The 24081-nt window shown below is 68.4% G+C and carries 19 protein-coding genes and 1 pseudogene; 7 read left to right on the forward strand and 13 right to left on the reverse strand.

Annotation, left to right across the window (positions count from 1 at the left end; all coding sequences use genetic code 11):
• Nucleotides 1-6: 6 nt before the first annotated feature.
• From hemL to ENSA7_RS00580, 4 genes are all read right to left on the reverse strand, one after another.
• A complete protein-coding gene (gene hemL, locus ENSA7_RS00565; protein ID WP_106087224.1) occupies nt 7-1320 on the reverse strand; it encodes a glutamate-1-semialdehyde 2,1-aminomutase in 1314 nt (437 codons plus the stop codon).
• Nucleotides 1317-4043 (reverse strand): DNA gyrase subunit A, encoded by a 2727-nt coding sequence (gyrA, locus tag ENSA7_RS00570; RefSeq protein ID WP_106087225.1) that lies wholly within the window; start codon nt 4041-4043, stop codon nt 1317-1319. Before gyrA ends, hemL begins: the two co-directional genes overlap by 4 nt.
• A gap of 298 nt (nt 4044-4341) precedes the next feature.
• On the reverse strand, nt 4342-6390 hold the full coding sequence (gene selB, locus ENSA7_RS00575; RefSeq protein WP_106087226.1) for a selenocysteine-specific translation elongation factor: 2049 nt from the start codon (nt 6388-6390) through the stop codon (nt 4342-4344).
• A gap of 244 nt (nt 6391-6634) precedes the next feature.
• A complete protein-coding gene (locus tag ENSA7_RS00580; protein WP_106087227.1) occupies nt 6635-6856 on the reverse strand; it encodes a hypothetical protein in 222 nt (73 codons plus the stop codon).
• Between the two features lie 364 nt (nt 6857-7220).
• Between ENSA7_RS00580 and ENSA7_RS46030 the strand changes: the two are divergent.
• The 4 genes and pseudogenes from ENSA7_RS46030 to ENSA7_RS00595 form a co-directional block, all read left to right on the forward strand.
• A pseudogene (locus ENSA7_RS46030) lies at nt 7221-7553 on the forward strand (eCIS core domain-containing protein); the annotation flags it as partial.
• A 31-nt stretch (nt 7554-7584) separates the two neighbouring features.
• A complete protein-coding gene (locus ENSA7_RS45265) occupies nt 7585-7815 on the forward strand; it encodes a hypothetical protein (protein WP_244923672.1) in 231 nt (76 codons plus the stop codon).
• Complete coding sequence (locus ENSA7_RS00590; RefSeq protein ID WP_146157163.1) at nt 7794-8522, forward strand: hypothetical protein; 729 nt, start codon at nt 7794-7796, stop codon at nt 8520-8522. Before ENSA7_RS45265 ends, ENSA7_RS00590 begins: the two co-directional genes overlap by 22 nt.
• Before the next feature lie 119 nt (nt 8523-8641).
• On the forward strand, nt 8642-8995 hold the full coding sequence (locus ENSA7_RS00595) for a hypothetical protein (protein ID WP_146157164.1): 354 nt from the start codon (nt 8642-8644) through the stop codon (nt 8993-8995).
• 410 nt (nt 8996-9405) lie between these two features.
• Here ENSA7_RS00595 and ENSA7_RS42920 read toward each other — a convergent pair whose 3' ends face one another.
• A complete protein-coding gene (locus ENSA7_RS42920) occupies nt 9406-9675 on the reverse strand; it encodes a hypothetical protein (protein ID WP_181232833.1) in 270 nt (89 codons plus the stop codon).
• 135 nt (nt 9676-9810) lie between these two features.
• On the opposite strand from ENSA7_RS42920, the gene ENSA7_RS00605 reads away from it, so the two are divergent.
• Nucleotides 9811-10731, forward strand: a complete 921-nt coding sequence (locus tag ENSA7_RS00605) for a hypothetical protein (RefSeq protein ID WP_181232835.1) — start codon at nt 9811-9813, stop codon at nt 10729-10731.
• Nucleotides 10732-10801: 70 nt separating this feature from the next.
• Here ENSA7_RS00605 and ENSA7_RS00610 read toward each other — a convergent pair whose 3' ends face one another.
• The 8 genes from ENSA7_RS00610 to ENSA7_RS00645 all read right to left on the reverse strand — a co-directional run bounded on the left by ENSA7_RS00610 (nt 10802) and on the right by ENSA7_RS00645 (nt 22764).
• Nucleotides 10802-12808: a chemotaxis protein CheA gene (locus ENSA7_RS00610; RefSeq protein WP_106087233.1), complete on the reverse strand. Its 2007-nt coding sequence runs from the start codon at nt 12806-12808 to the stop codon at nt 10802-10804.
• Between the two features lie 240 nt (nt 12809-13048).
• The gene (locus ENSA7_RS00615; RefSeq protein ID WP_106087234.1) at nt 13049-13561 is read right to left on the reverse strand and encodes a DUF2505 domain-containing protein; all 513 of its coding nucleotides are present in this window, start codon (nt 13559-13561) and stop codon (nt 13049-13051) included.
• Nucleotides 13558-14619: a lysylphosphatidylglycerol synthase transmembrane domain-containing protein gene (locus ENSA7_RS00620; protein WP_146157166.1), complete on the reverse strand. Its 1062-nt coding sequence runs from the start codon at nt 14617-14619 to the stop codon at nt 13558-13560. Before ENSA7_RS00620 ends, ENSA7_RS00615 begins: the two co-directional genes overlap by 4 nt.
• On the reverse strand, nt 14616-15797 hold the full coding sequence (locus ENSA7_RS00625) for a hypothetical protein (RefSeq protein WP_106087236.1): 1182 nt from the start codon (nt 15795-15797) through the stop codon (nt 14616-14618). The genes ENSA7_RS00620 and ENSA7_RS00625 overlap by 4 nt, the downstream gene beginning before the upstream one ends.
• Before the next feature lie 39 nt (nt 15798-15836).
• Entirely contained in the window at nt 15837-16679 is an 843-nt protein-coding gene (locus ENSA7_RS00630; protein ID WP_106087237.1) for a class I SAM-dependent methyltransferase, read from the reverse strand.
• Nucleotides 16666-17316 (reverse strand): hypothetical protein, encoded by a 651-nt coding sequence (locus ENSA7_RS42925; RefSeq protein ID WP_181232837.1) that lies wholly within the window; start codon nt 17314-17316, stop codon nt 16666-16668. The genes ENSA7_RS00630 and ENSA7_RS42925 overlap by 14 nt, the downstream gene beginning before the upstream one ends.
• An 81-nt stretch (nt 17317-17397) precedes the next feature.
• Complete coding sequence (locus ENSA7_RS00640) at nt 17398-21801, reverse strand: ATP-binding protein (protein WP_106087238.1); 4404 nt, start codon at nt 21799-21801, stop codon at nt 17398-17400.
• 72 nt (nt 21802-21873) lie between these two features.
• On the reverse strand, nt 21874-22764 hold the full coding sequence (locus tag ENSA7_RS00645; RefSeq protein ID WP_181232839.1) for a sensor histidine kinase: 891 nt from the start codon (nt 22762-22764) through the stop codon (nt 21874-21876).
• Nucleotides 22765-22964: 200 nt separating this feature from the next.
• Between ENSA7_RS00645 and ENSA7_RS00650 the strand changes: the two genes are divergently transcribed.
• Nucleotides 22965-23330 (forward strand): hypothetical protein, encoded by a 366-nt coding sequence (locus tag ENSA7_RS00650; protein ID WP_106087240.1) that lies wholly within the window; start codon nt 22965-22967, stop codon nt 23328-23330.
• A 168-nt stretch (nt 23331-23498) separates the two neighbouring features.
• Nucleotides 23499-24047, forward strand: coding sequence for a hypothetical protein (locus ENSA7_RS00655; RefSeq protein WP_146157167.1), 549 nt, complete (start codon nt 23499-23501; stop codon nt 24045-24047).
• The last annotated feature ends 34 nt before the right edge of the window (nt 24048-24081 follow it).

Raw genomic sequence — 24081 nt, forward strand, 5'->3', positions numbered from 1 at the left:
CAGGTTCTAGGCCAGCGCCGCGAAGGCTGCGTCGGCTGCGGCGAGGGTGTGCTCGATCGCGGCCTCGTCGTGGGCGGTGGACACGAACGCGGCCTCGAATTGCGAGGGCGCAAAGTAGACCCCGCGGGCGAGCATCTCGGTGTGAAAGCGGGCGAATCGTCCGAGATCGCTGCGCTTGGCTTGCTCGTAGTCCCAGACCGGATCGGCCTGAAAGAAGAACCCGAACATGGGCCCAACGACCACGTAGGTGAAGTCGATGCCGTGGGCCTTGGCGCGGGCGGCCAGGCCCTCGCACAGCAGCTTGGTCGTGGCCTCGAGCGCCTCGTGGGGCTTGTCGCGCTTGATCTGCTCGAGGGTTGCGAGCCCGGCAGCGACCGAGAGCGGGTTTCCGCTGAGCGTGCCGGCCTGGTACACGGGCCCGAGCGGGGCGACCTTGGACATGATCTCGCGGCGGCCACCGTAGGCGCCGACCGGCATGCCGCCGCCGACGATCTTACCGAGGCAAGTCAGATCCGGGGTCACGCCAAACCGCGCTTGCGCGCCGCCTGGGGCGACCCGAAAGCCGGTCATGACCTCGTCGAAGATCAGCACGGCGCCCTCGCGGGTGGTGATCTCGCGCAGGGCCTCGAGGTAGCCCGGTCGCGGCGGGATGCAGCCCATGTTGCCGGCGACGGGCTCGACGATGATCGCGGCGATCTGGCCGGGGTGGGCGGCGAACAGCTCGGCGACGGCGTCGGCGTTGTTGTAGGGCACCAGCAAGGTGTCGCGCACGGCCTGGGCGGGGACCCCCGCGCTGCCCGGAATGTTGAGGGTCGCGGCGCCCGATCCGGCGGCGACCAGCAGCATGTCGGCGTGGCCGTGGTAGCCGCCCTCGCACTTGATGATCTTGTCGCGGCCGGTGAAGCCCCGGGCCAGGCGGAGCGCGCTCATGGTCGCCTCGGTGCCGGACGACACCAGCCGGACCATGCCGTCGCGCATGCTGGGCACGAACTCGCAGATCAGCTCCGCGAGCTCGACCTCGGCCGCCGTGGCGGCGCCGAAGCTCAGGCCGTCGCGGGCGGCCTTGATCACGGCCTCGACCACGGCCGGAGGCGCGTGGCCGAGCAGCGCCGGGCCCCAGCTGCCGACGTAGTCGATCACCGCGGCCCCGTCCTCGGTCACGAGGTGGCAGCCGGTCGCCTTGCGGATGAACGGGGGCTCGCCACCGACCGACGCAAACGCCCGCACCGGGCTGTTCACGCCGCCGGGGATCACTTTTTGGGCAGCCGCGAACAGCTCTTTGCTGCGTGGCCCGGCGCGGCCGTCGTCTTGCGTGCTCATTCGGCGTCTCCGTCGTCGTCGGCTTGCTCGGCTGCGTCGTCGTCGGCTACGGCGTCGTCGTCCTCGAGCTCGTCGGCCTCGTCGTCGTCGTCTTCGTCGTCGACGATGTCCTGCTCGTCGGGCTCGAGCGGACCCTGAACCTCGACGCCCGACGGCTCGGCGTCATCGGGATCGTCGATCCGGGCGGTCCCGACCACGACCTCGTCTTCGCCCAGCCGGATCAGCCGGACGCCCTGGGTGGCGCGGCCGAGCTCGCTGATGCCGGACACCGGGGTGCGGATGATCTTGCCCTCCGAGGTCACGACCATCAGCTGATCGCTCTCGCGGACCTTGATCACGCTGACGACCTTGCCGTTGCGCGCGCTGACCTTGATGGTCTTCAAGCCCAGGCCCGCGCGGCTCTGCGAGCGATACTCGGCCGCGGGGGTGCGCTTGCCGTAGCCCTTCTCGCACACCGTGAGGAACTGGATGTCCTGCTCTTCCTCGCGCTCGAACACGAGGATGTTGACGACCTCGTCGTCCTTGCGCAGGCCCATGCCCCGCACGCCTCGCGCGTTGCGACCCATGACGCGGACGTCGGCCTCGTCGAACCGGATCGCCTGGCCGTTGCGGCTGGCCATCAGGATGTCGCAGCGGCCGTTGGTGAGCTTGGCGTCGATCAGCGTGTCGCCCTCGGCGACGGTCGCGGCGATCAGGCCCGAGCTGCGGATGTTGGCGAAGTCGGCCAGCGAGCTGCGCTTGATGTAGCCCTGCTTGGACGCCAGGACCACGAAGTGATCGTCGTCGACCTCTTCTTCGCGATACGCGACCATTTCCAGGATCTTCTCGTCCTCGCGCAGATCCAGGAAGTTGACGAGGGCCTTGGGCCGCTGGCCGCGGGTGCCAAGCGGGAACTCGAACACGCGCTTGCGGAACACCCGACCAAAGTTGGTGAACAGCAAGATCACCGCGTGGGCCGAGGCCTCGAACAGCTCGATGACCTGGTCGTCCTCGTCGCGCTGCGAGCCCGAGTTGAGCCCGACGCCGCCGCGATTTTGGACCCGATACTCACCGGTGGGGATCCGCTTGACGTAGCCCTGACGGGTGATCATCAGGACCATCGACTCGTCGGCGACCAGGTCGATCGGCATGATCTCGAGCTCGTTGGGGACGATCTCGGTCCGCCGCGAGCCCTTGCTGCCGACCGAGCCGTCGCCGCTGTCGGCCCCGTCACGATCGCCGTACTCGTTGCGGATCTGCACGAGCTCCTCGCGGATCACCGACATCAGCTTGGCCGGGTCGGTGAGGATCGACTCGAGCTCGGTGATCGTGAGCGACAGCTCGATGAACTCGGCCTCGATCTTCTCGCGCTCGAGCCCGGTCAGCCGCTGCAGGCGCATGTCCAAGATGGCCTTGGCCTGGCGCTCGTTGAGGCGGTAGGGGCCCTGGCTGGCGGCCTCGATCTCGGCCTCGGGGCGACCGCAGCGGCGCAGGAAGCCGGCGAACCCGTCGAGCGGCTCGGCCAACAATTTGGCCTTGGCCTCGTCGGGGTCACGGCTGCCGCGGATCAGCGCGATGATCCGATCGATCGCGTCCACGGCGACGCCGAGGCCCTCGACGATCTCGCGGCGGGCCATGGCCTTGGCCAGCTCGAACCGACACCGCCGGGTGACGATCGTGCGGCGGTGATCCACGAACTCGCTCAGGCAGCGGTGGAGGTTGAGGACCTCCGGGCGGCCGTTGACGATCGCGATCATGTTGACCCCGAACGTGGTCTGCAGATCGCTCATCTTGTAGAGCTTGTTGAGGACGATCTGCGCGGCGCTGTCCTTCTTGACCGAGATCCAGATCCGCATGCCCGTGCGGTCGGAGTAGTCCTGGATGTCGGCGATGCCCTCGATCTTCTTCTCGCGGACCAGCTGGGCGATGCGCTCGATCAGCCGGGTCTTGTTGACCTGGTAGGGGATCTCGGTGACGACGATCGACTCGCGGCCCTTGGCGTCCTCTTCGATCTCGCAGCGGGCCCGCACGGTGACCGAGCCGCGGCCTTCGAGGTAGGCCTGCTTGATCCCGCCGCTGCCCAGGATGATCCCGCCGGTCGGGAAGTCGGGGCCCTTGACGTACTCGAGCAGCTCCGGGACCCGGTAGTGGGGGTTGTCGATCAACGCCACGGTCGCGTCGATCAGCTCCGTGAGGTTGTGGGGCGGGATGTTGGTGGCCATGCCCACCGCGATCCCGACCGCGCCGTTGAGCAGCAGGTTGGGGATCTTGGTGGGTAGGACCGCCGGCTCGAGCTCCTTTTCGTCGTAGTTGGGGACCCAGTCGACGGTCTCTTTGTCGAGGTCCGCGAGCAGCTCGCTGGCGAGCTTCTGCATGCGCACTTCCGTGTAGCGCATGGCGGCCGGCGAGTCGCCGTCGATCGAGCCGAAGTTGCCCTGGCCGTCGACCAGCGGGTAGCCCATCGCAAAGTCCTGGGCGAGCCGGACCAGCGCGAAGTAGACCGCAGAGTCGCCGTGCGGGTGGTACTTGCCGATCACATCGCCGACCACGCGCGCCGACTTCTTGTACGGCTGCGTGTGCGAATTCTTGAGCTGGTGCATCGCATAGAAGATCCGGCGATGGACCGGCTTGAGCCCGTCGCGGACGTCGGGCAGCGCACGAGAGATGATGACGGACATGGCGTAGTCCAAAAAGGAGCTACGCATCTCGTCTTCAATATTGAGGGTCGACTTCGTCTCGGCCATGCAGGTCGCTGGGGTGGGATCGGGGAGCGTGGTTCGGGCTGGTGGCGCGGCACGGGATCACCTGGATCACGTGGACTAGAGCGCGCGCCAAGGAGGCCTCGAACGGGGGGATGATAGCTCCCGATGCGACCCCTTGCACGGGTGCGAACCTGGGAAAGATCGGCCGAATTCGCAGGAAATTCGGGGATCGCGGGGGCGGCGTGACCGGCGATCTGGGCGGTCGGAGGGGGCTGCGGGCAGGAAATCGTGTCGATTTCAATTTGTATAATAAAATCAAGTAGTTACGACTCACGGAGACTCAGCTGTCGGACTCGGCGCGAGGCCCCGGCAGCCGGCGGTCACCCTCGCGGCGGGTGATCGCTAGATGGTCGAGGTGCTCCAAGAACGGGACCACGAATTTACGTGAGAGCCCGCTGATGTCCTTGAGGGCCTGCACGTCGATCTCCCCGTGGGCCGCGAGGTGCTCACGGATCCGCCGCAGCAGCTCGGCGTGGGTCGCAGGCGCGTACGAGAGGTCGTCGCTGACGCGGACCAACAGGCCGTTGCGCTGCAGCAAGCCCGCGTACTCGAGCACCTGCTTGGCGTCGAGGCGCAGCCGCTCGCCGACCTGCCGCAGCGTTGGGGGCGCGGCCCCGCCGGTCGCGTACAGCTCGACCATGGCGGCCATCTGCTCGGGCAGCGCGTCGGGATCCAAGCTGCCCTTGCCCGGCCGCGCGAGGCTGCCAGCGCGGTCGGCCACGCGCAGCGAGCCACGCTCGAGCGCGAGGTCGACGGCCGCGCGGGCGAGGTCTGGCGTCGGGTGCCCCGGCAGCGAGCCCTCGAGCGTGGCCCGGCCGATCCCGGGGTGCAGCGGCTGGGCCTGGTGGTAGCGGTCGACCGTCTGCACGGCCACGCGGGTCAGCTCTTCGAGCAGCCCGCGGTCGACCCAGCGACCGCCAGCCAGCCCCAGCAGCGGACCTTCGGGGCGCGAGAGTCGGCTGAGGTTCTTGCCTGGTTCTTCGACGCCCGCCCGGACCGCGATCGCCTGCGCGTCGATCCCGGGCATCCCGGCGTCGACCACGAGCGCCTGGACCCGCGTGCTGGGATCGTCCGAGAGCAGCGCCCGCGCGAGCGCGACGCGGCGCGAGGGGTGACGGCGCTCGGGCAGTGGATCCACGATCACGCCGCCGCCGACGGTCAGGCCCTCGAAGTTGGCGTGGGCGGCCGAGTAGGCCCGCAGGATCACCCGTTGCCCGGCCCAGATCGCCAGCGGCGTGTCGAGGTAGAGCCGGACCAGCCCGCGCTGACCCGGGCCGATCTTGGGCTTGGCCGCGCCCGCGATCGGCTCGATCAGGTGCAGGTGGTCTTGATCGGGATCGACGAGCGCGAGCGGGACCAGGTGCGCGGCGGTGCTGGCCGTGCCCGCGCACAGCTGCAGCGCGGTGTCGCGGGCCCAGGCGCGCTGCCCAAAGCCGAGCTGGTTGACCAGCGCGAGCACACGATCGCTGGTCACGACCTTGAGGCCCGAGCTGATCACGTCGCCGCGCGCGAGCTCGTCGACGCTGACGTTGCCGAGGTTGAGCGCGGTGCGGGTGCCCGCCCGCGCGCGCCGGGCGTCGCCGCTGTGGATCTGCATGCCGCGGATCCGCAGCGGGCTGCGCTGACGCGCGTGGCCACTGGGGACCAGCTCGAGCTCCGCCTGCTTGTCGAGATCGATCTCGCCGGCCAGCAAGGTGCCCGTGATCACCGTGCCGTGCCCGCGCATCGTGAACACGCGGTCGATCGGCAGGACCGGCGCGCCCTTGCGCCCGCGGCTGGGCAGCTGCTTGGCGAGCTTGGTCAGCGCCGCGCTCAGCTCGGGCATGCCCTCGCCCGTGTGGGCGCTGACGGGCAGGATCGGGGCCTCGGCGAACGGGCCCTCGGCCAGGACCGCGCGCACGTCTTCGATCGCGAGCTCGAGCAGCTCCTCGAACTCGCCGTCGTCACCGCCGCCGTCGCTGCGCAGCCGGTCGATCTTGGTGAGCGCGACCACGGCGTGGCGCAGGCCGAGCAGCTCGCACACGTGCAGGTGCTCGCGGGTCTGCGGCATCACCCCGTCCTCGGCCGCGATCACCACCAACACCGCGTCGATGCCCCCAGCGCCCGCGACCATCGTGCGGACCAGCGCCTCGTGCCCGGGGACGTCGACGATCCCGACGTTTAAATCCTCGCTGGGCTGCCAGCGGGCGAAGCCGAGCTCGATCGTGATGCCGCGGCGCTTTTCCTCCGGGAGGCGATCGGTGTCGACGCCCGTGAGCGCGCGAACCAGCGAGGTCTTGCCGTGATCGATGTGCCCGGCGGTGCCAAGCACGAACTGGCGGGCGGCCATGCGCGAGTATAGCCGACGCGGGCCGCACGACGTGCGGAAAAGTCTAGCTTTTCTATCGGGCCGCGTGGTACCGCGACGAACCCGAAGTCGCCGTGTTCGTTGTACTCTCCCCTAGATGATCTCGTCGCCGAGACACTCGAGGGCGGTAGCTCGCAGGTCGTCGCTCCGATGCCGAACGCCGGGGAGGCGGAGAGGTCCATCGGCAGTGGCGGATCATCCCCGACGGCGAGCCCAAGCAGCACGCTCACGCCGTAGCGAACACGGAGTCATAGTTGTCTGGTCGGGGCCGGTGCAGCTCGAGGGTCACTGACTCAGTCGGCAACGAAGGCTCGACCTGCGGGACCCTCGACCAGTCGAGCGCGAGTCGTCCGTCATTCGGGATCGCGTCGCTCGTGCACGCCTCGAGCACCCAGCGCGGCGTTGGGCTGGCACCCACGCCCACGGCGGTCGGGCTGCTTGGTGTCATGCAGTAGGCAGGCCGTGGCCGATCGGCCACATGACTGGCCCACCTGGGGACTAGCTTCACGATCGGACAGGTTCGGGGATTCGCGGCGCGTGCTAGACCCGTTGGTCGAGGCCACATGTCCTACGCTAAGCTCATCCGCAATCCAAAGTTGACTGTCAAGACCAAGCCAAAAACACGTCCCGCCCCAACCGGATCCCCCGTCGCGTCGTTCGCCCCCGAGTTCCACCCCGAGCTTCGAAGGTACCCCATCGGCGACGCCGCAGCGGCGCTCGGCGAGGCGGGATTACGGCCCAAATTGGAAATCGGTGACGCAAACGATCCGCACGAACGGGAGGCCGACGCGGCGGCCAGCGAGGTCATGCAGATGCACAGCGCCAAAGTCGCCGCCAGTCGCTCCTCGCTCGACGGATCTGGGCCGAGCGCTAAGCTGGCTGACATACCCGTATCTGCCGGGTCCGAACAAGCCGACGAGACGGCGGCCCCCGACTTCAGTCACCGCGTGCATACTCTCGCACGTCGCGGCGGCGATCGCCTTCCACCCCGGGTGCGTACCTTCCTCGAACCCCGTTTCGGCGTTGATCTCGGCAGTATTCGCGTGCACACGAATAGCCTCGCCAACGGTCTCGCGCGACAGGTCAATGCCCGAGCGTTCACGGTCGGCCAGGACCTCTTCTTTGGCAGTAACGAAGCCCGACCCCAGACGCGCAATGGCATGCAGTTGTTCGCACATGAAGTGGCGCACGCCCTCCAGCGGCCGTCACACGCCGCGGGTGACCCCGTCGTACGGCGAAAAAAACTACGAGGTCGACGACGAGTCGCTCAACGCCACGACCAAGACCTACGACGATCTCGGCAATATTGAGCAGTCCGTGTCCGTCTTCGATGAATTTATGCGCGGAGCGAAAAATATCTCGGCATTGAGTTCACGAGTGAGGGTATGGTCGGAGGCTCCCGGCTGAAGCCCCATCGTGGTTCGCAGTCGAGCGATCTGCGTACGACCTTCGTCAGTGCATTCAAAGGTGGTGTGGTGTACAGGCCTGATACCGTACGAGGACACGCCTCGACCGTTATAGTGCATCCGATTGATGTGTTGGTGGACGAAAACTACGCCGGCAAGGTGTTCGATGTCGCGCAAAAGCTCATCCTTGAATCCGACGTCAATGTTTCGGCCGACACAACTCAGGATTCTGCGTTCCGAAGTCTGAAGGCGGCGGGGGCAGGTATCACTGTCAACCCAAATCTGGTTGGGTCAATATATGCCCACGAAGGCCTGGGGGGAGCCTACGACGGGTTTTGGGTTCTGCTGCATGAGTTGTTTCATCGGGCTCAAGATGACATATTTGAAGCTCTCGCGTTGGCACAGAACGAGACGATACTGAAAGACAAGAAGGAGTCGGAGAAGGCTGTCTACAGCGGCCAGACCGACGAGGGTTGGCGGAGGGATCCTGAGAACGGTGACGTCGGTGTACACGAGTCCTTTGTCAATATCCTGCGCTTCGGGTATGGCCTGCGAAAGCGCACCATGTACGGCGACAACGATCTCCAAGACACGGTCGTCTCAGCTGAAACTGAGGATATGCTCGGCCGCAAAACTGACCCCCCCCCGTACCCTTCGAAGGTATCAAGAAAGTCGTCGTCCGCGCGCCCCGTCCATTGGCGCCAATAGAGGAGTATCGGTTTGTCGACGATCTGCTTGATTTCGGCGGCTCGCTCCCGTCGAGTAAGACCACTCGGGAACTGTGGATCACACGACTGCTCAAACAGTCCAAACTCAAAATGACGGGGATGAACATGTTGTCCTACGCAGACCTCGACCTCAAAGTCAATGAGGCGATGTCGGAGGTCGGCTTGGCTTCATTCTTCATCGTCATGGAATCGAACGAGGCCACGGTCACTCTCGGCGGGAGGTGGCATCCGGGCTACACGCCCAGGTTTGGGCAGTTATCGTTATCAATCAAGTCTGCTGGAGTGTTGCTCGTCGGGCTTGGGACGTTGGAGACTGCCTCGAATTTCTGCGATATGGGGACGGGCTCCATCACCGGCGAGTGGAGGACCTACCACTCCCCGAGTTCTTACATGGAGGTGGGATCGGGCAACTGGGCGTTGTCGCTCGGCGCCTTCTCGAGTTGTGAACCATGACTGCGCAGTTCGCGCAGAGTATGGGCGTGTGTCCAGTAGCCACTGTTGTTGTCAGGGCTCGAAGCGGTTTGCTCAAAATCGGCAAAGGGCCGCGACGCAAAGTGTCTGTGACCGCCCCTGGAACTGGCTGGAGTTCCGTTCTCCATAAGTAGGGATCGGCGGCAACGGAGAGACGTTGACCAATTCGGAAGCGGAGAGCGCCTAGAACGAGTGTCTGTCCGACAGCGTTGCGGATGTCGCGCCGCTGGCCTTCCGTCCACACGCTTGGCTTCCCGCTGCAATGCCGAGCTGATAACGTGACCCGACATGACAGACTCGAGCGCGAAGACCACCCTCGTCCCCGACACGATCGCGTCGAGACTGCCGCTTGATAGTCACGAGGCACGGGCCGCGGGGCGACACAACTCACTTCACCTGCTGCTCGCTGCGTTGGGGGTGGTGATGCTGGGGACCGCGCTCCTCGACTGGCTCATCCATCCAGTGACCTTGTGGGCGGGGCTTCCGTGAAGCCCGCTCGGCGGGGCCACGCATTGCTGCTGCTGAGCGTCGCGGTGCTCGTCGCGGTGCTCGTCACGCTCGTTGCCACCGTCAGCTTTGTACATGGGCAGGTCATCGAATACTTCTGGGCCATCGACCAGCACACAGGGTTCGCCGCCGACGAAGTCGCCTCGAATCGGCATTTGGCCTTCTCGTCATTATATTCACGGCACCTCGATATCCTGCTCCCAATCTTCGGGTTGGCCTCGGTCTGCGTCTTGGTGATCATGGCTCGGCTCTGGAGCATGGGGCGAGCACACCAAGTTCGGCTCCCCCTCATGGCTGCGCCAGTACTCGCTCCGGTGCTGCTCACGCTGGGGACCGCGTCGCTGGCGAGGCGCTGGAGTCAGCCGAGTGTCGAAGACATTCACCGGTGGATCTCGAGCGAAGAGCTACACAAGGTTCCGAGCGGCGCGGACACGCTCGATCGATGCTCACGACTGCTCGCGTTCGATACGGTCTTTTCGCTCGCACCCACGATCATCCTCGTCGTGACTGCGGTCCTGCTCGTGCCCGCCGTGGTGACGGCTTGGCGCGCCGGGGCCGAGGCACGACTCGGCAAGGGCTCGAGTCGTGCTGCGATCACCTGCTTCCTGCTCGGTATCGCCGCGCTAGCTTCGACCCGGGCCCATCGGGCCGATCGTGTCCAGGTGCTGGCGGCGTGCACCGAGCGAGACGATCCCCGGAACATGCACTGGGTGGACGCGTCCACGGTCGATCTGCACGGTGTGGAGGTCGAATCCTGCAGCTCTCCGCCAGCGTGGGCCGACAGCCATGACCTCGTGCTCGGCACTACGTTCCAGCTGGCTGCGAACGGTGAACTTCACCAGTTCCAACCTGGGAGCTTGCCCCACGGGCCGACCTTCGATGCACACCGCAGCTTCGCCAGGGATGCCGAGTGGTATGGTCGGCCCGGGATCTCGCTCTACGTGGATGAGGCCACCCCCGTGCCCGTGCTGAGGGGTGTGCTCGAAGCCGCGCGCGAGGCCGACGTCGAGGCCGTGTTGCTGCTCGGAGTCTCCACGCTCTCGGGTGAGTTCGCCACCATTGGTCCATGGCGACGCCGCATTTACTGTGGGCTCGGCGTGTTGCGTTTTGACGACCCCACACGGAACATTCATGAGTTCGAGGGCTTCGCCGATCTAGCGACCGCGGCTTCGGTCGATGGTGGCCTGCACCTCGAGTTGGCGCCGCCGTAGACCAACGACATTGGCGCGGCGGACTCCTTTGTGCAGATCACGAAATGGGGTCCAGGGGCACGACTCAGCTTCACGTGGAGACGGCCTCGGCGACCAGCGTGCCGACATCGAGCAGCAACACCGTGCGGTTGTCGCCGAGCTCGGTCGCCCCGCTGATCCCGGGGATCTGCTCGAGCGCCTTGCCGACGGGCTTGCTCACGACATCCTGCTGGCCGCGCAGCTCGTCGACCACGAGGCCGATCCGGTGCTCGGCGAGGCCGACGACGACGACATACAGGTGGTCGTGACCGTCTCGCTGACGGGTCCGACCCGCGGGCTCGAGCTCGAACACCCGCGCGAGCTGCAGCAGCGGGAGCGTGCGCCCGCGGATCGAGACGACCTCGTGACCTTCGATCGTGTGGACCTCCTGCGGCCGGATCATGATCGACTCGAGCACCGAGTTGAGCGGGATGCAGAAGGTCTGGCCGGCGGCCTCGATCACCAGCGCCTGGATGATCGCCATGGTCGTCGGCAGGGTCACGCGCAGGCGCGAGCCCACGCCGAGCTGCGAGCTCACGTCGATCATGCCCGAGTGCTTGGCGATGTTGGTCTTGACCACGTCCATGCCGACGCCGCGGCCGGCGGTGGTCGTGGCGGTGTCCTTGGTCGAGAACCCGGGCATGAAGATCAGGTTGAGCGCCTGGGCCGGGTTGAGCGCGGCCGCGGCCTCGCGGCTGATGAACCCGCGTGTCACGGCGCGGTCCCGGATCGCCCGCCAGTCCATGCCGCGGCCGTCGTCGCTCAGCTCGATGACGACCCGGTTGCCGCGCTGATGGGCGGACAGCACCACCCGACCGGCGCGGGGCTTGCCTCGCGCGAGCCGCTCGTCGACCGACTCGACGCCGTGATCGATCGCGTTGTTGATCATGTGGAGCATCGAGCGAGACAGCGAGTCGACGATCACCTTGTCGAGCTCGGTCTCGGCCCCCGAGATGTCCAGGCGGATCTCTTTTCCGAGCTTGCGCGCGACCTTGTGAGCGAGCCGCTCGAGCTCGCTGAACACCTGCCCCAGCGGGATCATGCGAACCTCGAGGACCGCCTCTTGCAGCAGGCCAAGCCGCCGGTTCATGACCCGCAGCTGATCGCGAAACTCGCGGCGGAGCTCGTGGGTGACCTGGGTCGGGGCCATGCGCTCGAGCCCGGCGTCGAGGTTGGTGTGGGCCAGCGAGAGCTCGCCGACCAGCTTCATGAGCTGGTCGAGGCGACGCAGATCAACCCGGACGGTCTGACTGAGGTTCTTGATGCTGAGCTGATCGCCCTTGGGGTCGTCCTCGGCGGCGGCTGGCTCGGGCGGCGCGGGCTCGGTGTCGGCGGGGAACAGCGGCTCGACGACGGCGCCCCGGCCCTGGATCCCCGTGGCGATGTCTGTCGGCGAGCGATCCGAGCCCAGGATGAAGTCGAGCCCGATGCGATCATCGCTGGCGCTGTCGGGGCTCGGCAGGCAGGTCAGCACCTCGCCGAAGCGCTTGAGCTCGTCCTTGAGCGCGCCGATGCCCACGTCGACCGCCATCAGATCGAAGGTCGCGCTGACCCGACAGATGCGCCGTCCAAGCCGGACGTTCTCGCGCAGGCGGAACTCTTCGAACTCGGTCAGGACCGCGCGGATCGAGCCGTCGAGCCACGCGAGCAGATCATCGGGCTCGACCCGCGCTGGCGCCTGCGCGAGCGCGGCCAGCTTGGCCAAGAACGGCTCGATGTCGACGCTGGGCGCCGCCGGATCGACCACCTGTCGCACCAGCTCGTCGAACAGATCGGACGCCGCGAACAGCAGGCTCGAGGTGCCCTCGTCGAACACGAGCTTGCCGAGGCGCAGCGCGTCGAGGGTCGACTCGAGCTCGTGGCTGACCTTCTCCAGCTTGAGGGCGTCGAGCAGGTTCGCCCCGGCCTTGAGCGTGTGCACGGCCCGAAACGCCGCGTCGAGCAGGGCCGGGTCGAGCGCCTCGCCGTCGCGCAGCTGACCCTCGAGCTCGATGATCCGACTCGAGAACGCCTCGATCTGCTCTTGCACCTCCGAGAGGGAGTCGAGGGAGCTACTCATGGTTCACCGGAGCGCGCGTCCCGGACGGCGTCGTCGCTGTCGGTGGTCCTTTGCCGTGGCACCGGGGACATGATGCCGAGGGAACGCGCCGTCGTGAAGCGGCCGCGGCCGGCGAAGTGCGTGGCGCCGTGGTCTGTGAATGTGCGACAACCGGACTGGCGAGACCGAATTCAGACCGGTCTCGCGTCCGTCGTCGTCTCTCGTCCTTGATGGCGGCGGGACGGGGCTGGGCCCGGCGCGCTACTGCGCCAGGTGGTCGGCGATCCACTTGCGGGTGAAGATCGTCGTGGCCCGATAGCTACGCTGAACCTCCTCCACGACAAATTTCTCGACCTTGCCCCCGACCAGGGCGACCCGGCACTCGCAGCTGGCCTTCCAGATCCGCTTGAGCTTGTCGTCGCCGATCGCAACCAGCTCGTAGGTCCCGCGGGTCGTAAATTTGTCGGCGAAGAAGTTGGGGATCGTGACGACCTCCATGCGGTTGTCCCCACGCCGCCACTCGTTGCGCTCTTCGTACGAGATCGCGTCCTTGACCAGCTTGCGCAGGGCCGAGGGCACGTCGCGCTTGGGGGTCAGCCGCTGGACCCGATGGATCGTCTCGTCGGGTCCCTCACCGGTGCGCTTGAACTCGATGACTTCGCGCTCGATGTCGAGGGCCTTCCACAGCGCGGCGTTGTAGGCGTCGCTGAAGAACATGTCCCAGTACTTGTCGGGTGTGGTCGCAAACTCGTCGACGATCTCGTATTCGATCATGGGGATTCACTCGGGGGAGAAGCAGGGGAGCTGGTGTCGGGGCTGGGTTCGCGGGCGGCCTGTTCGACCTCGCGGGCGGCCGCGCGCAGCTTGGGGTCACGCATGAAGGAGACCAGCGCGATGGCTCCGACCAGCTCACCGTACCAGAGAGTGCAGAGCCTGATGAGCAGCGTCGACGCCATCGCGATCGAGCTGTTCACGCCCACGGCGAACCGGGCCACGAACACGCCCAGCGAGCCCTCGGTGGCGCCCAGGCCCCCCGGCAGGAACGACAGCGCGCCGACCAGGGTGCCCACCGACCACAGGAACACGCACAGCGGCAGGCCGGCCTCGACACCCGGGAACGCGTTGAGGATCACCCAGTAACCCACGCACTCGAGGCCCCAGCCGACCACCGAGATCGCGCTGAGCACGGTGATGTAGCGCAGCTCGAGGAGCTTGGCGGAGCTGTCGATCAGCCCGTGCGCGCGCACGGCGAGGCCCCCGATCAGCGGGAGCTTTGCGCAGGCGTTCAGGATCCCGCCGAACAGCTTGGGGGAGCCGAGCACGACCACGCCCGCGATCACCATGACCAGCGCCGCGATCACGTAGGGCAGGTACTCGGTGACGTCCGAGATCCCGATCAGCGCCAGCACAATTAGCGCGATCAGATCGCTGAGCCGATCCGCCACGACGATCGGCGCGGTCCGGGTGAAGGGCACGTCGTTGCTGGCTCGCAGCAGCACGCTGCGCAGCACCTCGCCGACCTTGCCGGGGGTCACCGACATGCTGAGGCCGGCCAGATAGATCTCGAGCGAGCGGCCAAGTCGGAGCTCGGTCGGCGCGTGCAGGCCCCCGGAGCCCGAGCGCACGCCCAGCCAGCCCAGCGCCAGCTCCCACTTCCAAAACCGCAGCAGGTAGTTGAGCGACGAGGCCAGCAGCGCCCAGGCCACGGCCGACCACGCGAAGCCCTGCAGGCTGTCCGCGACCTCGCGGGCGTCGGACAGCAGCAGCCACACGATATAGACGACCACACCGAACACCACGCCGATCAGCGTGCGGCGCAGCAGTCGACTCATCGACGCCCCGTCAACGACGGCCTGTGCTCGCCGTACCAGCGCTGCGTCCACAACCCTGCGAACTCGCCGGGGACCGTCGATGGGAGCGCGCCAAGCTGGGGGGCGCCGGTCAGGCCCTTGGTCACGCGGTTCGCCAGCGTGGCCGGGAGCCGCCTCGTCTGGTTGCGGATCCCCACGATCGCTCGATCGGCGAGGCGCGGGGGCTGACTGCGGGTCGCCGCGAGCGACAGCACCGGCCAGCGACCGGGGCTGGTCGTGAGCTCGGGGCTGTGGTCGGGGGTCCGGCTGTCGAGCCCGAGCGCAGCCGCGAGCCAGCGGTCGATGCCCAGCACCGACGCGAGCGCGAGCTGGTCGAGCGCGTCGACGCCCAGCACCCGATCGGTCGTGGCCAGCTCACCGAGCAAGGTCGGCGTCTCGGGCTCGCTCGCGGTCGTGGCGAGCAGCTTGGGCAGCGAGCTGAACCGCCCGTCGGAGCCGCGCGCCCGGCGAGCGGCGAGCGGCGTGGTGCGGGGCTCCAGCGCGGCCGCCCAGGTCCCGTCGAGCACCACGGCCGCGCTCGCAAAGCAGGCGCCGAGCAGCTCGAGCCCGACCGAGACCGCCGCACGATCGGGGCTGTCCTCGGGCCGCGGACGCAGGCCCATGCGCAGCTTGGACGGGGCCGGTGAGAACCCGTGCGCGCGGGCGAAGCCGGCCAGCAGCGCGGCGATCGGGCCCTGCCAGTGGCGGACCGGGCCGAGATCGTGGGCGCCAAAGCACAGCGGCGCGCACACGATCAAGCTCGAGCCGATGAGCTCACGAACGACCGACAGCGGCCGCGCGTGGCCAGCGGTCTCGCCGACGCGCAGGTCGATCCGCCGGTCCCGGTTGGGTCGCTCGATCAGCTCGGCGCCGGAGACCGGGCCCTGGCGGCCAGCCTTGCGCAGCAGCGCCTCGCCGGTCTGGTGATCGCCGATCGTGACGAAGTTGACCGGCGTGCGCTCGGCCTCGACCAGCGCGGCGAGCAAGCCATCGAGCATCCACGGGGTCGGCGTCAGGCCGGGGTGCGGCCCGAGGGCGACGACCGCGAGGGTGACCTGCCGCTGGCGGGGAAAGCTACCAATGAGATCGGCGGCGATCAGCTGCGCCGCACGCTCGGGGTGCCGGGGTTGACCGGCCTGGACGTGCAGCCGCGCTCGCACGCGGGGAGAATACAGCCTCGGCAGCAGCCTGTCCCACGCTCACGCGCCGGGCTTGGTGAATTCGAGCACGAACTTGTCGCTGAATTCCCCCGCCTCGGCGCGCTCGGGGCTGCGCCACGGCAGCGCGTTCCAGTCGCGGGTGTCGCTCGGGTCACGCAAGAAATCGGCGCGACTGGTCAGCGTGAACCCGGCGGCCTCGAGCTCGGTGATCACCAGCGCCTCTTCGACGCGGTGCAGCGACTCCGAGTCCGCGATGCCGTGACCCGCGGCGGCCGAGCTGTCCACGATCACGTAGGTGCCGCCCGGCCGCAGGGCCGCGAACACGTCGGCGTCGTGGGCGGCCCGATCGATCTTCATCCACCCGAAGTCATGATAGAAGAGCACGTTGACGACACGGTCGAGCGGCTCGATGTCGGCGGGGAAGGGGTCACCAAACTCGCGCTCGAGGCCCACCACGTTGGCGTTGACGGGCTTGGCGAGGCGCGCGTCCCAGCCCTCGCGGGCGAATTTATCGAGCACGAATGTCGGGTTTTGGCTGTACACCGTGCCCGTCGGCCCCACGGCCCGGGCCAGCAGCTCGGTCGTGTAGCCAAACCCGGCCCCAATGTCGGCGACCTTCATGCCTGGCGCGAGCCGCATGAACTCGAGCAGCTCGGCCGGCTTGCGGCGAGCGTCGGACTCGCGGTCGGCCGGATCGCGGTCGTCGGCGGCGACGATCGCAACGGGATCGACCTGCGCGGGCGCAGGCTGGGTGTCGGCTGGATCCGGCTTGGCGGTCGGCGAGCTGCTTGGCTCCGCGGGTGGAGCCGAACCGGCGCCCGAGCAGGCCGCGAGCCCGAGCGCCAACAGCAACGCGGGCCGGCAAGACTCAACAGGCAGCATCGACCATGATCGACTCTTCTGGACATGGAAACTCCATCGCCAGTTCGTCGCAGGTGAGGGCCGATAGACAGACGAGGAACGCCTCGACGGCTGCGGGACACCCGCCGCCAATCATCTGCGCGTAGCTGACATACTCCTCGCAGTACATCTGCGCGACCTCGGTGTACTGGGCCCCGTAGCACTCACCGATCAGGTCGCCGTAGTCCTGACAGGTAACGCCGGGATCACCATCGCCGTCGCCGTCGCCCGTGGTGTCGCCGTCGCCGTCGCCCGTGTCGCCGTCGCCATCGCCCGTGTCGCCGTCGCCATCGCCCGTGTCGCCGTCGCCATCGCCCGTGTCGCCGTCGCCATCGCCATCGCCCGTGTCGCCGTCGCCGTCACCCGTGTCGCCGTCGCCATCGCCGTCGCCGTCGCCGTCGCCAGCCGGGTCGCCGTCGCCATCACCCGCGGTGTCACCGTCGCCGTCGCCGTTGGCATCACCCGTGTCGTCGCCGTCCGGGTTGGTCGTGGTGTTGCCGAGCGTCGTCGTCGTGAGCGTCGCGAACGAGTCGCTGTCATCAGCCCCGCCGAGGCAGCCGCCCATGCCCATCGGTGCGGCGCCCAACAAAAACATCAAGTTCCTGGTCGTGGTGTTCATGAGAAGTCTGAGACGTGCGGCGGAATCTACCCGGCATTGGCTGCGCACGACACCGCCTCGTGATTAGACCCAGGAGCGCGCTCACGCCTCACCTTCGAGGAACTTGCGCAGCTCACCCATGGCGAACGGCACGCGCAGGGTCGGGTGCTTGGATCCCAGCCGAACGACGCGACTGCCGATCTCCACGACCTTCGGGACCTTGGGCAGCTGGGCGGCGTAGCTCCCCAGCGTGTCGCCGTCGACGAACAGCACCTCGACACTGGGCAGCTCGCGAAAGTCGACGTCGTCGGGGGCCCCGCTCTCGCACTGATACCCGAGCCGCGTGACCGCGCCCGACAGCGTCTCGCGAATGATCGGATCGGGGTGCAGCACATACACGCCAGCGAAGTTGGGCACCGACTCGAGCTGTGGCGTCGGGTTGGCGGTCGACCCGGTGGTGCGCTCGGCCGGCAGATACACGGCCAGGGTCAGGAGCTGGCCGTCTTGCTCGACATCCAAGAACCCACCCAAGCGGGTCGCGACCTGGCGACACGCGCTCACGCCCCCGGTCACGCCGATCGACGTGGGGGTGCCGAGCACGGACACCGCGATCCGACCCCAGGGGCCGGGGCTGGCTCCCGGGATGCTGGACGCGCGAGCGTTGTCGAGCTGCTCGAGCGAGCCGACCGCGCGCAGCTGCTCGGGCTCGGTCACGCTGTCGCGCGCACACAGGGCGAGGTGCACGAGCAGCGACTGCAGCTCCATGAGCTCGCCGTGGACCCGCAGCTGCGGCTGCGCGCGCAGGTACAGCCAAGACACGTTGCCCACGGTCTCGAGCAGCACCTGCCGCGAGCGCTCGAGCACCTCCGAGACCTCGACCAGCTCGTTGCGGGCGAGCGCGCGCAGGTATGCGCTGCTGTGCCGACGGCTGCTGCGATCGTGGCCGCGCGCGCGCGGGACGTCTTGCTGCTCAGCCGCGCGCTCACGCTCGATCTCACGCTCGCGGGCCTGCTCCAAGCCGAGCTGTTCAGCGAGCTCGTTGGCCAGGTGCACGTGCTCGCGCGCGGCCAGGACATCGCTGCCGCGCAGGAGCTCGGCGAGGGTTCGATGAGCCTCGAGCGCGTGGTGAACCTGGCCGTGGCTGGCGAGCTGGGAGATCAGCGCTTCGGCGGCGCCGCGGGCCCGCTCGCGCTTGCCCGCGGCCATGGCCTGGCGAACCCGCGCGAGCAGTGCGAACGCCCCGAGTCGCGGCGACAGCCGGCTCGCCTTCTCGAGCCGATGGATCGCGGTGGCGAGCAGTCGCTCGTCGCTGGGTGAGCGCGAGCGAACCAGCACCAGCGCCCGCGCGACCCAGAGATCGTAGGCAAAGTCGGGGATGTGCGGGCGCTCGAGCGCGGGCGTGAACACGAACTCGACCTGCTCGCGGGCCCGGGCTTGCTCGCCGACCTCGAGCAACGCGAGCGCGAGGTAGGCGTGCGGCAAGAGGCCTTCGTAGCTGACCAGCGCGCGGGTCCGGGCCCGGGCCGAGATGCTGGCCGCGGCCTCGACGACATTGCGAGCGCCCGCTCGCGCACGCAGGCACAGCCGCAGCGCATCGATCGCGAGATCGACGACGGTGTCACCCTGGACCTCGTTGAGCGCCGCGGCCTCGTCGAGCCAGCCATGCAGGACGGGCAGCGGCTCGCGGTTGCGCGCGTAGGCAGCCTTGAACAGCAGGCTCGACACGGCGATCGAGAGATCCCCCGTGCGTCGAAAGTGCGCGACAGCTTCGTCGAGCGACGCGAGGCCCTGGCGGTAGTCGCCGGCGGGGAGCTCGACGATGTGACCCCGGAGGTGTTGGGTCATCGCCATCGCCCAGTCGTTGTGGGCGCTCGTCGCCAGCTCGGTCGCCTGCGACAGCATCAGCTTGCCCTGGTCGAGGTTGCCCTGAATGGCGAGGTTGGCCCCGCGCAGCGCGAGCACGTTGGCCGCCGCCGCGGTCTCGAGCCCACGGGCGTGCCGCAGCGCTCGCAGCAGGCACAGCTCGGCGGTCTCGGGCTCCGACAGCGCGAGCACCACCGACAGCCGAGCGTAGAGCCAGCACAGCTGCTCGCGGAGCTGATCGGCCAGATCGGGGGGCGTGTCGCCGGTCAGGCGCAGGCGCAGCTTGGCCTGGATCGTGCCAGCCCGCAGCCGCCAGCCCGCGTTGGGGAGCGGCTGATCAGCCTGGGCCAGCGCGAGCCGTCCGATCGTCGCGGCCTCGCTCGCGGCCGACTTGCGAAACAGGCCATGCACGGCCTTCGCCGCGATCCGAGAGGCGACGAGTGGATCGTCGGTCTCGACCACGGCCTCGGCGTACAGCTGCGCCGCGACTTCATATTTTTCGCCCAGCAGCGCGACATCGGCCGCGCCCTCGACCGCGGCCAGGCGCCCGGTTCCCTTGCCGCGCTCGATCAGCGCCCGGGTGAAGTGCCAGCCCGAGCGCTCGAGGTCGAACACCCCGAGCATCTCGCGACCGGCGGCGAGGTGCATCTCGGCCAGCTTGGGATCGGCGTGCGAGTCTTGAGCGAGGGCGGCGTCGGTGTGATAGGCGAGCCGCGCCGCGCTGACCCGAGGACCCAGCGAGGCGAGCCAGCCGGCGATCGTGGCGTGCGCGCGGCGGACGTCGCCAGCGGGTGTGCGCTTGACGATCAGATCGCGGACCAGTTCATGCGGAAACCGGAGGCTGGCCTCGCCGGCCTTGGTCATGAGGCCGCGGCTCTCGAGCCCCGCGACGGCGCCCGCGACCCGCTTGGGATCCCAGCCCGAGACCCGCTGAAACCACGCCTCGTCGACGTGCCCGCCCGCGGCCGCGGCCAGCAGCGCGAGCCAGCGCTCGTCGAGGCTCGCCCCCTCGACGCGCTCCCCAAACACTTTCTTGGGGCTGGTCCGGGCGACCTTGCGCTTGCGCAGCGTCCACGGCTCGGTCTCCCCGCGGACCAGCACGCCGCCTTCGATCCACGACTGCAAGGTTGCCCACGCGACCAGCGGGTTGCCGCGGCTGGCGTCGTGCAGGACCTCGGCGAGCTCGTTGGGGTGGACGACAGGGCCGGGCAGCCCGGCGACGATCAAGCGCTCGAGCTCGGCGACGGTGAGCGACGCGAGCACGACCCTTCGCAGCAGCAGCTGGGGATCGCGCTGGGGGTTCCAGTTGCCCTCGTCGGAGCTCTCGGCCAGCCCGGCTGGCGCGGCGCCACACAGACCCGCGACGATCATGGTGTGGTGGCTGCGATCTTCGAGCAGCAGCCGGCGCAGCACCGCGATCGAGCCCCGATCCGCGAGCTGGAGATTGTCGAGCAGGATCACCAGCGGTCGCTCTTGCGAGCCCAGCGAGCGCACGCCCTCCGCGACCGCGACGGCGTGGCGGGCGAAGCCCTCTTCGAACTCGACCGCGGGCGACTCGATCGCGATCGGCTCGTGCGGCGTCGAGCCAGGCCCGAGCAGCTCGGCGAGCCCCGGCGCGTAGCTGGCGAGCACCCCCGCGAGCGGACCCGTGCGCCGGGTCAGGCGCTCGCGCACGCGCGCCGACACGTCGGCGGGGCAGCTGGCGAGCGCGGCGGGCAGCCGACCGAGCGCGCCCATCAACCCGGCGCGGCTCTCCCCGCAGCCGCGCAGGTACTCGCCCGAGAGCACCACCGCGCGGTCGCCCGCCCGCAGCCAGCTGGCGAACTCTTCGAGCAAGCGGCTCTTGCCGACCCCCTGGGCGCCGCACACCAGGGTCACTGAAGATCGGGCGATCTGGGCGTCGGCGAACGCGGCCTCGAGCGCGCGGCGAGCCTGCTCGCGACCCACGAAGGGCGGGAGCTGACTCAGCGGCGTGGTCGGGGGCCCGTGATCTTCGCTCAACGTCCGCGCCCGCCCCCACAGCTCGGCGGCCGAGCGTGGTGGCGGATCCAAGATATTGCCGATGTGATGGCCCGCGACCCGGCGCAGCAGCGAGACCAGCTCCTCGACGTCCTGCTCGGCGGTCCCGGCCCCACACACGTGCTCGAAGCCATCGAGGCGAAACCGACCCTCGCTCTGGCGCAGATCACTGACCCGCAGGCTGATGCCGCGCACGTTGGCTTCGTGGAGCCGATTGATCAGGCCGGTCAGCGCCAGCGCCAGCGCTCGTGACTCGCGGGCGGGCAGCTGGGCGCCGAGGTGCTCGCCGTCGACGGGCTCGTGGACCAGCGCGAAGCCAGCCGGCAGATCGATCGTTGCGCGGACCCGCGGCTGCACCTGTTCGTCGGCGACCACGGCTCGACGAATGCGCTCGCGATGGCGCTCGCTGATCGGCAGATATTGCAGCGACACCCGGTGATGGGGAGGGCGGCCAAATTCGCGCTCGAGATCCGTCGTTGGCACGCTCCACAGCGGGCTCGCGTAGCGAACCTTGCCGACCACACAAAACCGGCCCCAGACAATCATGCCTGGCTCGAGCGTGAGCGGGTCGATGGTCGACAGCCGGCCGAGATCAGCCGGCTCGAGCGATCGCGAAGTCGCCATGGGTGCGGTGGGGCTCCTGATCAGACGAGGCAGACGAGGCAGACGAGGTCCAGCTTGATCGGTCTCGCGGACTCAGGAGCCGGCGTTGACCTTGGGCACGCTGAAGGTGAATCGAGCACCTTCACCGTCGCGAGAGTCAACATGAATCATGCCTCCCCAAGCGCTGACGAGAGTCTTGCACACATACAAGCCGATGCCGGTGCCTTCTGCGTGAGTCGTGAAGAACAGATCGAAGATCGACGCGGTCGCGGCCGCCGGGATCCCTGGGCCGTCATCGGCGACCTGAACAAAGACGAACTCGTCGGAAGCCCAGGATGAAATCGTCACTGCTGCTCCCACCGGATCCTCGAGCTCGTCGATCGCGTGCGCGGCGTTGCGCAGCAGGTTGACCATCACGCGCATGAACGCGCTGCGACTGGCAGCGAGTTCCGTGTCGTCGCTGGTCTCGAGCCGGAGCTCGAGCGGGGCGAGTCGCCCGCCGAGCCGTCCCGCGGCCCGCAGGACCTCGTTGACGCGGACTTTCTCACCCGCGGGGGGCTCGGAGGGCGTGTGCGCCATGCAGTCGCGCTGGACCGCGAGGGTCTCGGCGGCGAGCTCGGCGGCGAGCCGGGTGCCGGTCCGGGCGTCGTCGATGGCCTCGAACAGCAGCTCGAGGCGCCGAGTGTCAATACCCGTGCTCTTGTGCTCTGGCTGGTTGATGTGCTGGAGCACACCGCTGCGCTCGAGCAGGACGGGCGCGTAGTCGAGCCCCGCCGACACCCCCTGCAGGATCGAGCGCAGATCGTGGACCGCCGACGCGGCCAGGGGGGCGCTCGAGGCCCGACCGAGCTCGTCGCTCAGCGCCGTCAGCATCGGGTGGTTGGGATGCGATCGCGACAGCTCGACGAGGAACGCCATCAAGCCATGGACGAACTCGTCTACCCCCGTCGATGCGTCGAACACGTGGGCGAGTTCTTCACGCACGGACCCCGGACGTGTCGCTGGTGAAGACTTCCGTGCCATATCGACCACTGACATTCTAGGCGGTATCCAGGCTGATACGAAAGACCAACTTTTCATGGGGGGTCCGAGCCGTGTCCGGGCCGTGTCCGGGCCGGCGGGACAGGCGCGTCCGCTATCTGCGGGTTTCTGTGTGGTTGCGCGATCTGCTGGCAGGGTGGGGCATGTCTGACGATCGCCGTCGCCACTGCGTCTTCTTCACCAAGCACACCGAGTATCACCTGCGTGACGCCGAGTGCGTGGGGGTGCGCGATCGCAGCTCTGGGGCGTGGATGCTGCAACACGCGGCGCTGCGCCTGCTGGCCCTGGCGATCCCCGAGGTGCCCGAGAGCGAGGCCTGGATCGGCCAGCGCATCCACTTTTGGGGCCGAGACACCGACGTGCTGACCTCGCCGGTCGTGGCCGTGGGCCGGCCCCGGCTGGACGAAGTGGTCGACTACGTGAGCCAGGCCCGGGCCGGGATGATCTTCGAGAACCCCAGCGGGAGCCTCAAGTCGTCGCTCCCCGCTCAAAGTCTCGCGCAAGCTTGACCTCCGGCCTACACTGGGGCGGTGCTGCCCAGGTTTCGCCGCGGAGCGTTCGCTCTTTTCGCGCTCACGTTCTTGGTGACCATGCTCCTGGGCGACCGCGGCCAGGCGGCTGGGTGGTTCACGCTGCAGCCAGACGAGCTGCTCACCGGTCGTCACTGGTGGACACCGGTGAGCGCGCTGTTTCGCTATCCGGAGGGGCTCGGCCTGCTCGGGTTGGTCTGGACCCTGGCCATCCAGTGGGTGATCGGCAGCCGCCTCGAGGGCTTTTGGGGCACGACCCGCTACCTGGTGATGGTGCTCGTCGCGGGTCTGGTCGGTTACGCCAGCGTGGTCGCCCTGGCCGCAGTGATGCCGGCGACCGCGTCGCTGGATTACGCGGGACCCGGCCCGATCGACGCCGCCTGTGTCGTGGCGTTTGCGTGGGTGTTTGCTGCTGAGCGCATGCGCCTGGGTTCCGCCGAGATCTCGCCAGTGCTCGTGGCAGGCATCACAGCCGCGCTCAGCGTCACTTTTGCGCCCCTGGTTGCGGTGGCCGCGGGGACCCCCATCGCGCAGGCTTGGCCCGCGGCGATCCCCGCTGTGGTCGCGGCCGTCGTCGCGACGCTGTTCGTGCAGCCCTGGCGAAAGCGCGAGAACTCGGGCAAAGTCGGCCGAACGAAGCCGCGTGGCCAAACGCATCTGCGTGTTGTTCGGACCCCCGAAGACATGCTCAACTGATCTCTGGCCCGTCCTCGGCCTTGCGCAAGCTGTC

Origin of the sequence: Enhygromyxa salina (genome assembly GCF_002994635.1) — a bacterium.
Taxonomy (GTDB): domain Bacteria; phylum Myxococcota_A; class Polyangia; order Nannocystales; family Nannocystaceae; genus Plesiocystis; species Plesiocystis salina_B.

Coding starts and splice junctions, on each gene's coding strand:
- hemL (WP_106087224.1), bottom strand. CDS start 1,320: ATGAGCACGCAAGACGACGGCCGCGCCGGGCCACGCAGCAAAGAGCTG.
- gyrA (WP_106087225.1), bottom strand. CDS start 4,043: ATGGCCGAGACGAAGTCGACCCTCAATATTGAAGACGAGATGCGTAGC.
- selB (WP_106087226.1), bottom strand. CDS start 6,390: ATGGCCGCCCGCCAGTTCGTGCTTGGCACCGCCGGGCACATCGATCAC.
- ENSA7_RS00580 (WP_106087227.1), bottom strand. CDS start 6,856: ATGACACCAAGCAGCCCGACCGCCGTGGGCGTGGGTGCCAGCCCAACG.
- ENSA7_RS45265 (WP_244923672.1), top strand. CDS start 7,585: ATGAAGTGGCGCACGCCCTCCAGCGGCCGTCACACGCCGCGGGTGACC.
- ENSA7_RS00590 (WP_146157163.1), top strand. CDS start 7,794: ATGGTCGGAGGCTCCCGGCTGAAGCCCCATCGTGGTTCGCAGTCGAGC.
- ENSA7_RS00595 (WP_146157164.1), top strand. CDS start 8,642: ATGAACATGTTGTCCTACGCAGACCTCGACCTCAAAGTCAATGAGGCG.
- ENSA7_RS42920 (WP_181232833.1), bottom strand. CDS start 9,675: ATGCCGATTCGAGGCGACTTCGTCGGCGGCGAACCCTGTGTGCTGGTC.
- ENSA7_RS00605 (WP_181232835.1), top strand. CDS start 9,811: ATGGCTGCGCCAGTACTCGCTCCGGTGCTGCTCACGCTGGGGACCGCG.
- ENSA7_RS00610 (WP_106087233.1), bottom strand. CDS start 12,808: ATGAGTAGCTCCCTCGACTCCCTCTCGGAGGTGCAAGAGCAGATCGAG.
- ENSA7_RS00615 (WP_106087234.1), bottom strand. CDS start 13,561: ATGATCGAATACGAGATCGTCGACGAGTTTGCGACCACACCCGACAAG.
- ENSA7_RS00620 (WP_146157166.1), bottom strand. CDS start 14,619: ATGAGTCGACTGCTGCGCCGCACGCTGATCGGCGTGGTGTTCGGTGTG.
- ENSA7_RS00630 (WP_106087237.1), bottom strand. CDS start 16,679: ATGCTGCCTGTTGAGTCTTGCCGGCCCGCGTTGCTGTTGGCGCTCGGG.
- ENSA7_RS42925 (WP_181232837.1), bottom strand. CDS start 17,316: ATGAACACCACGACCAGGAACTTGATGTTTTTGTTGGGCGCCGCACCG.
- ENSA7_RS00640 (WP_106087238.1), bottom strand. CDS start 21,801: ATGGCGACTTCGCGATCGCTCGAGCCGGCTGATCTCGGCCGGCTGTCG.
- ENSA7_RS00650 (WP_106087240.1), top strand. CDS start 22,965: ATGTCTGACGATCGCCGTCGCCACTGCGTCTTCTTCACCAAGCACACC.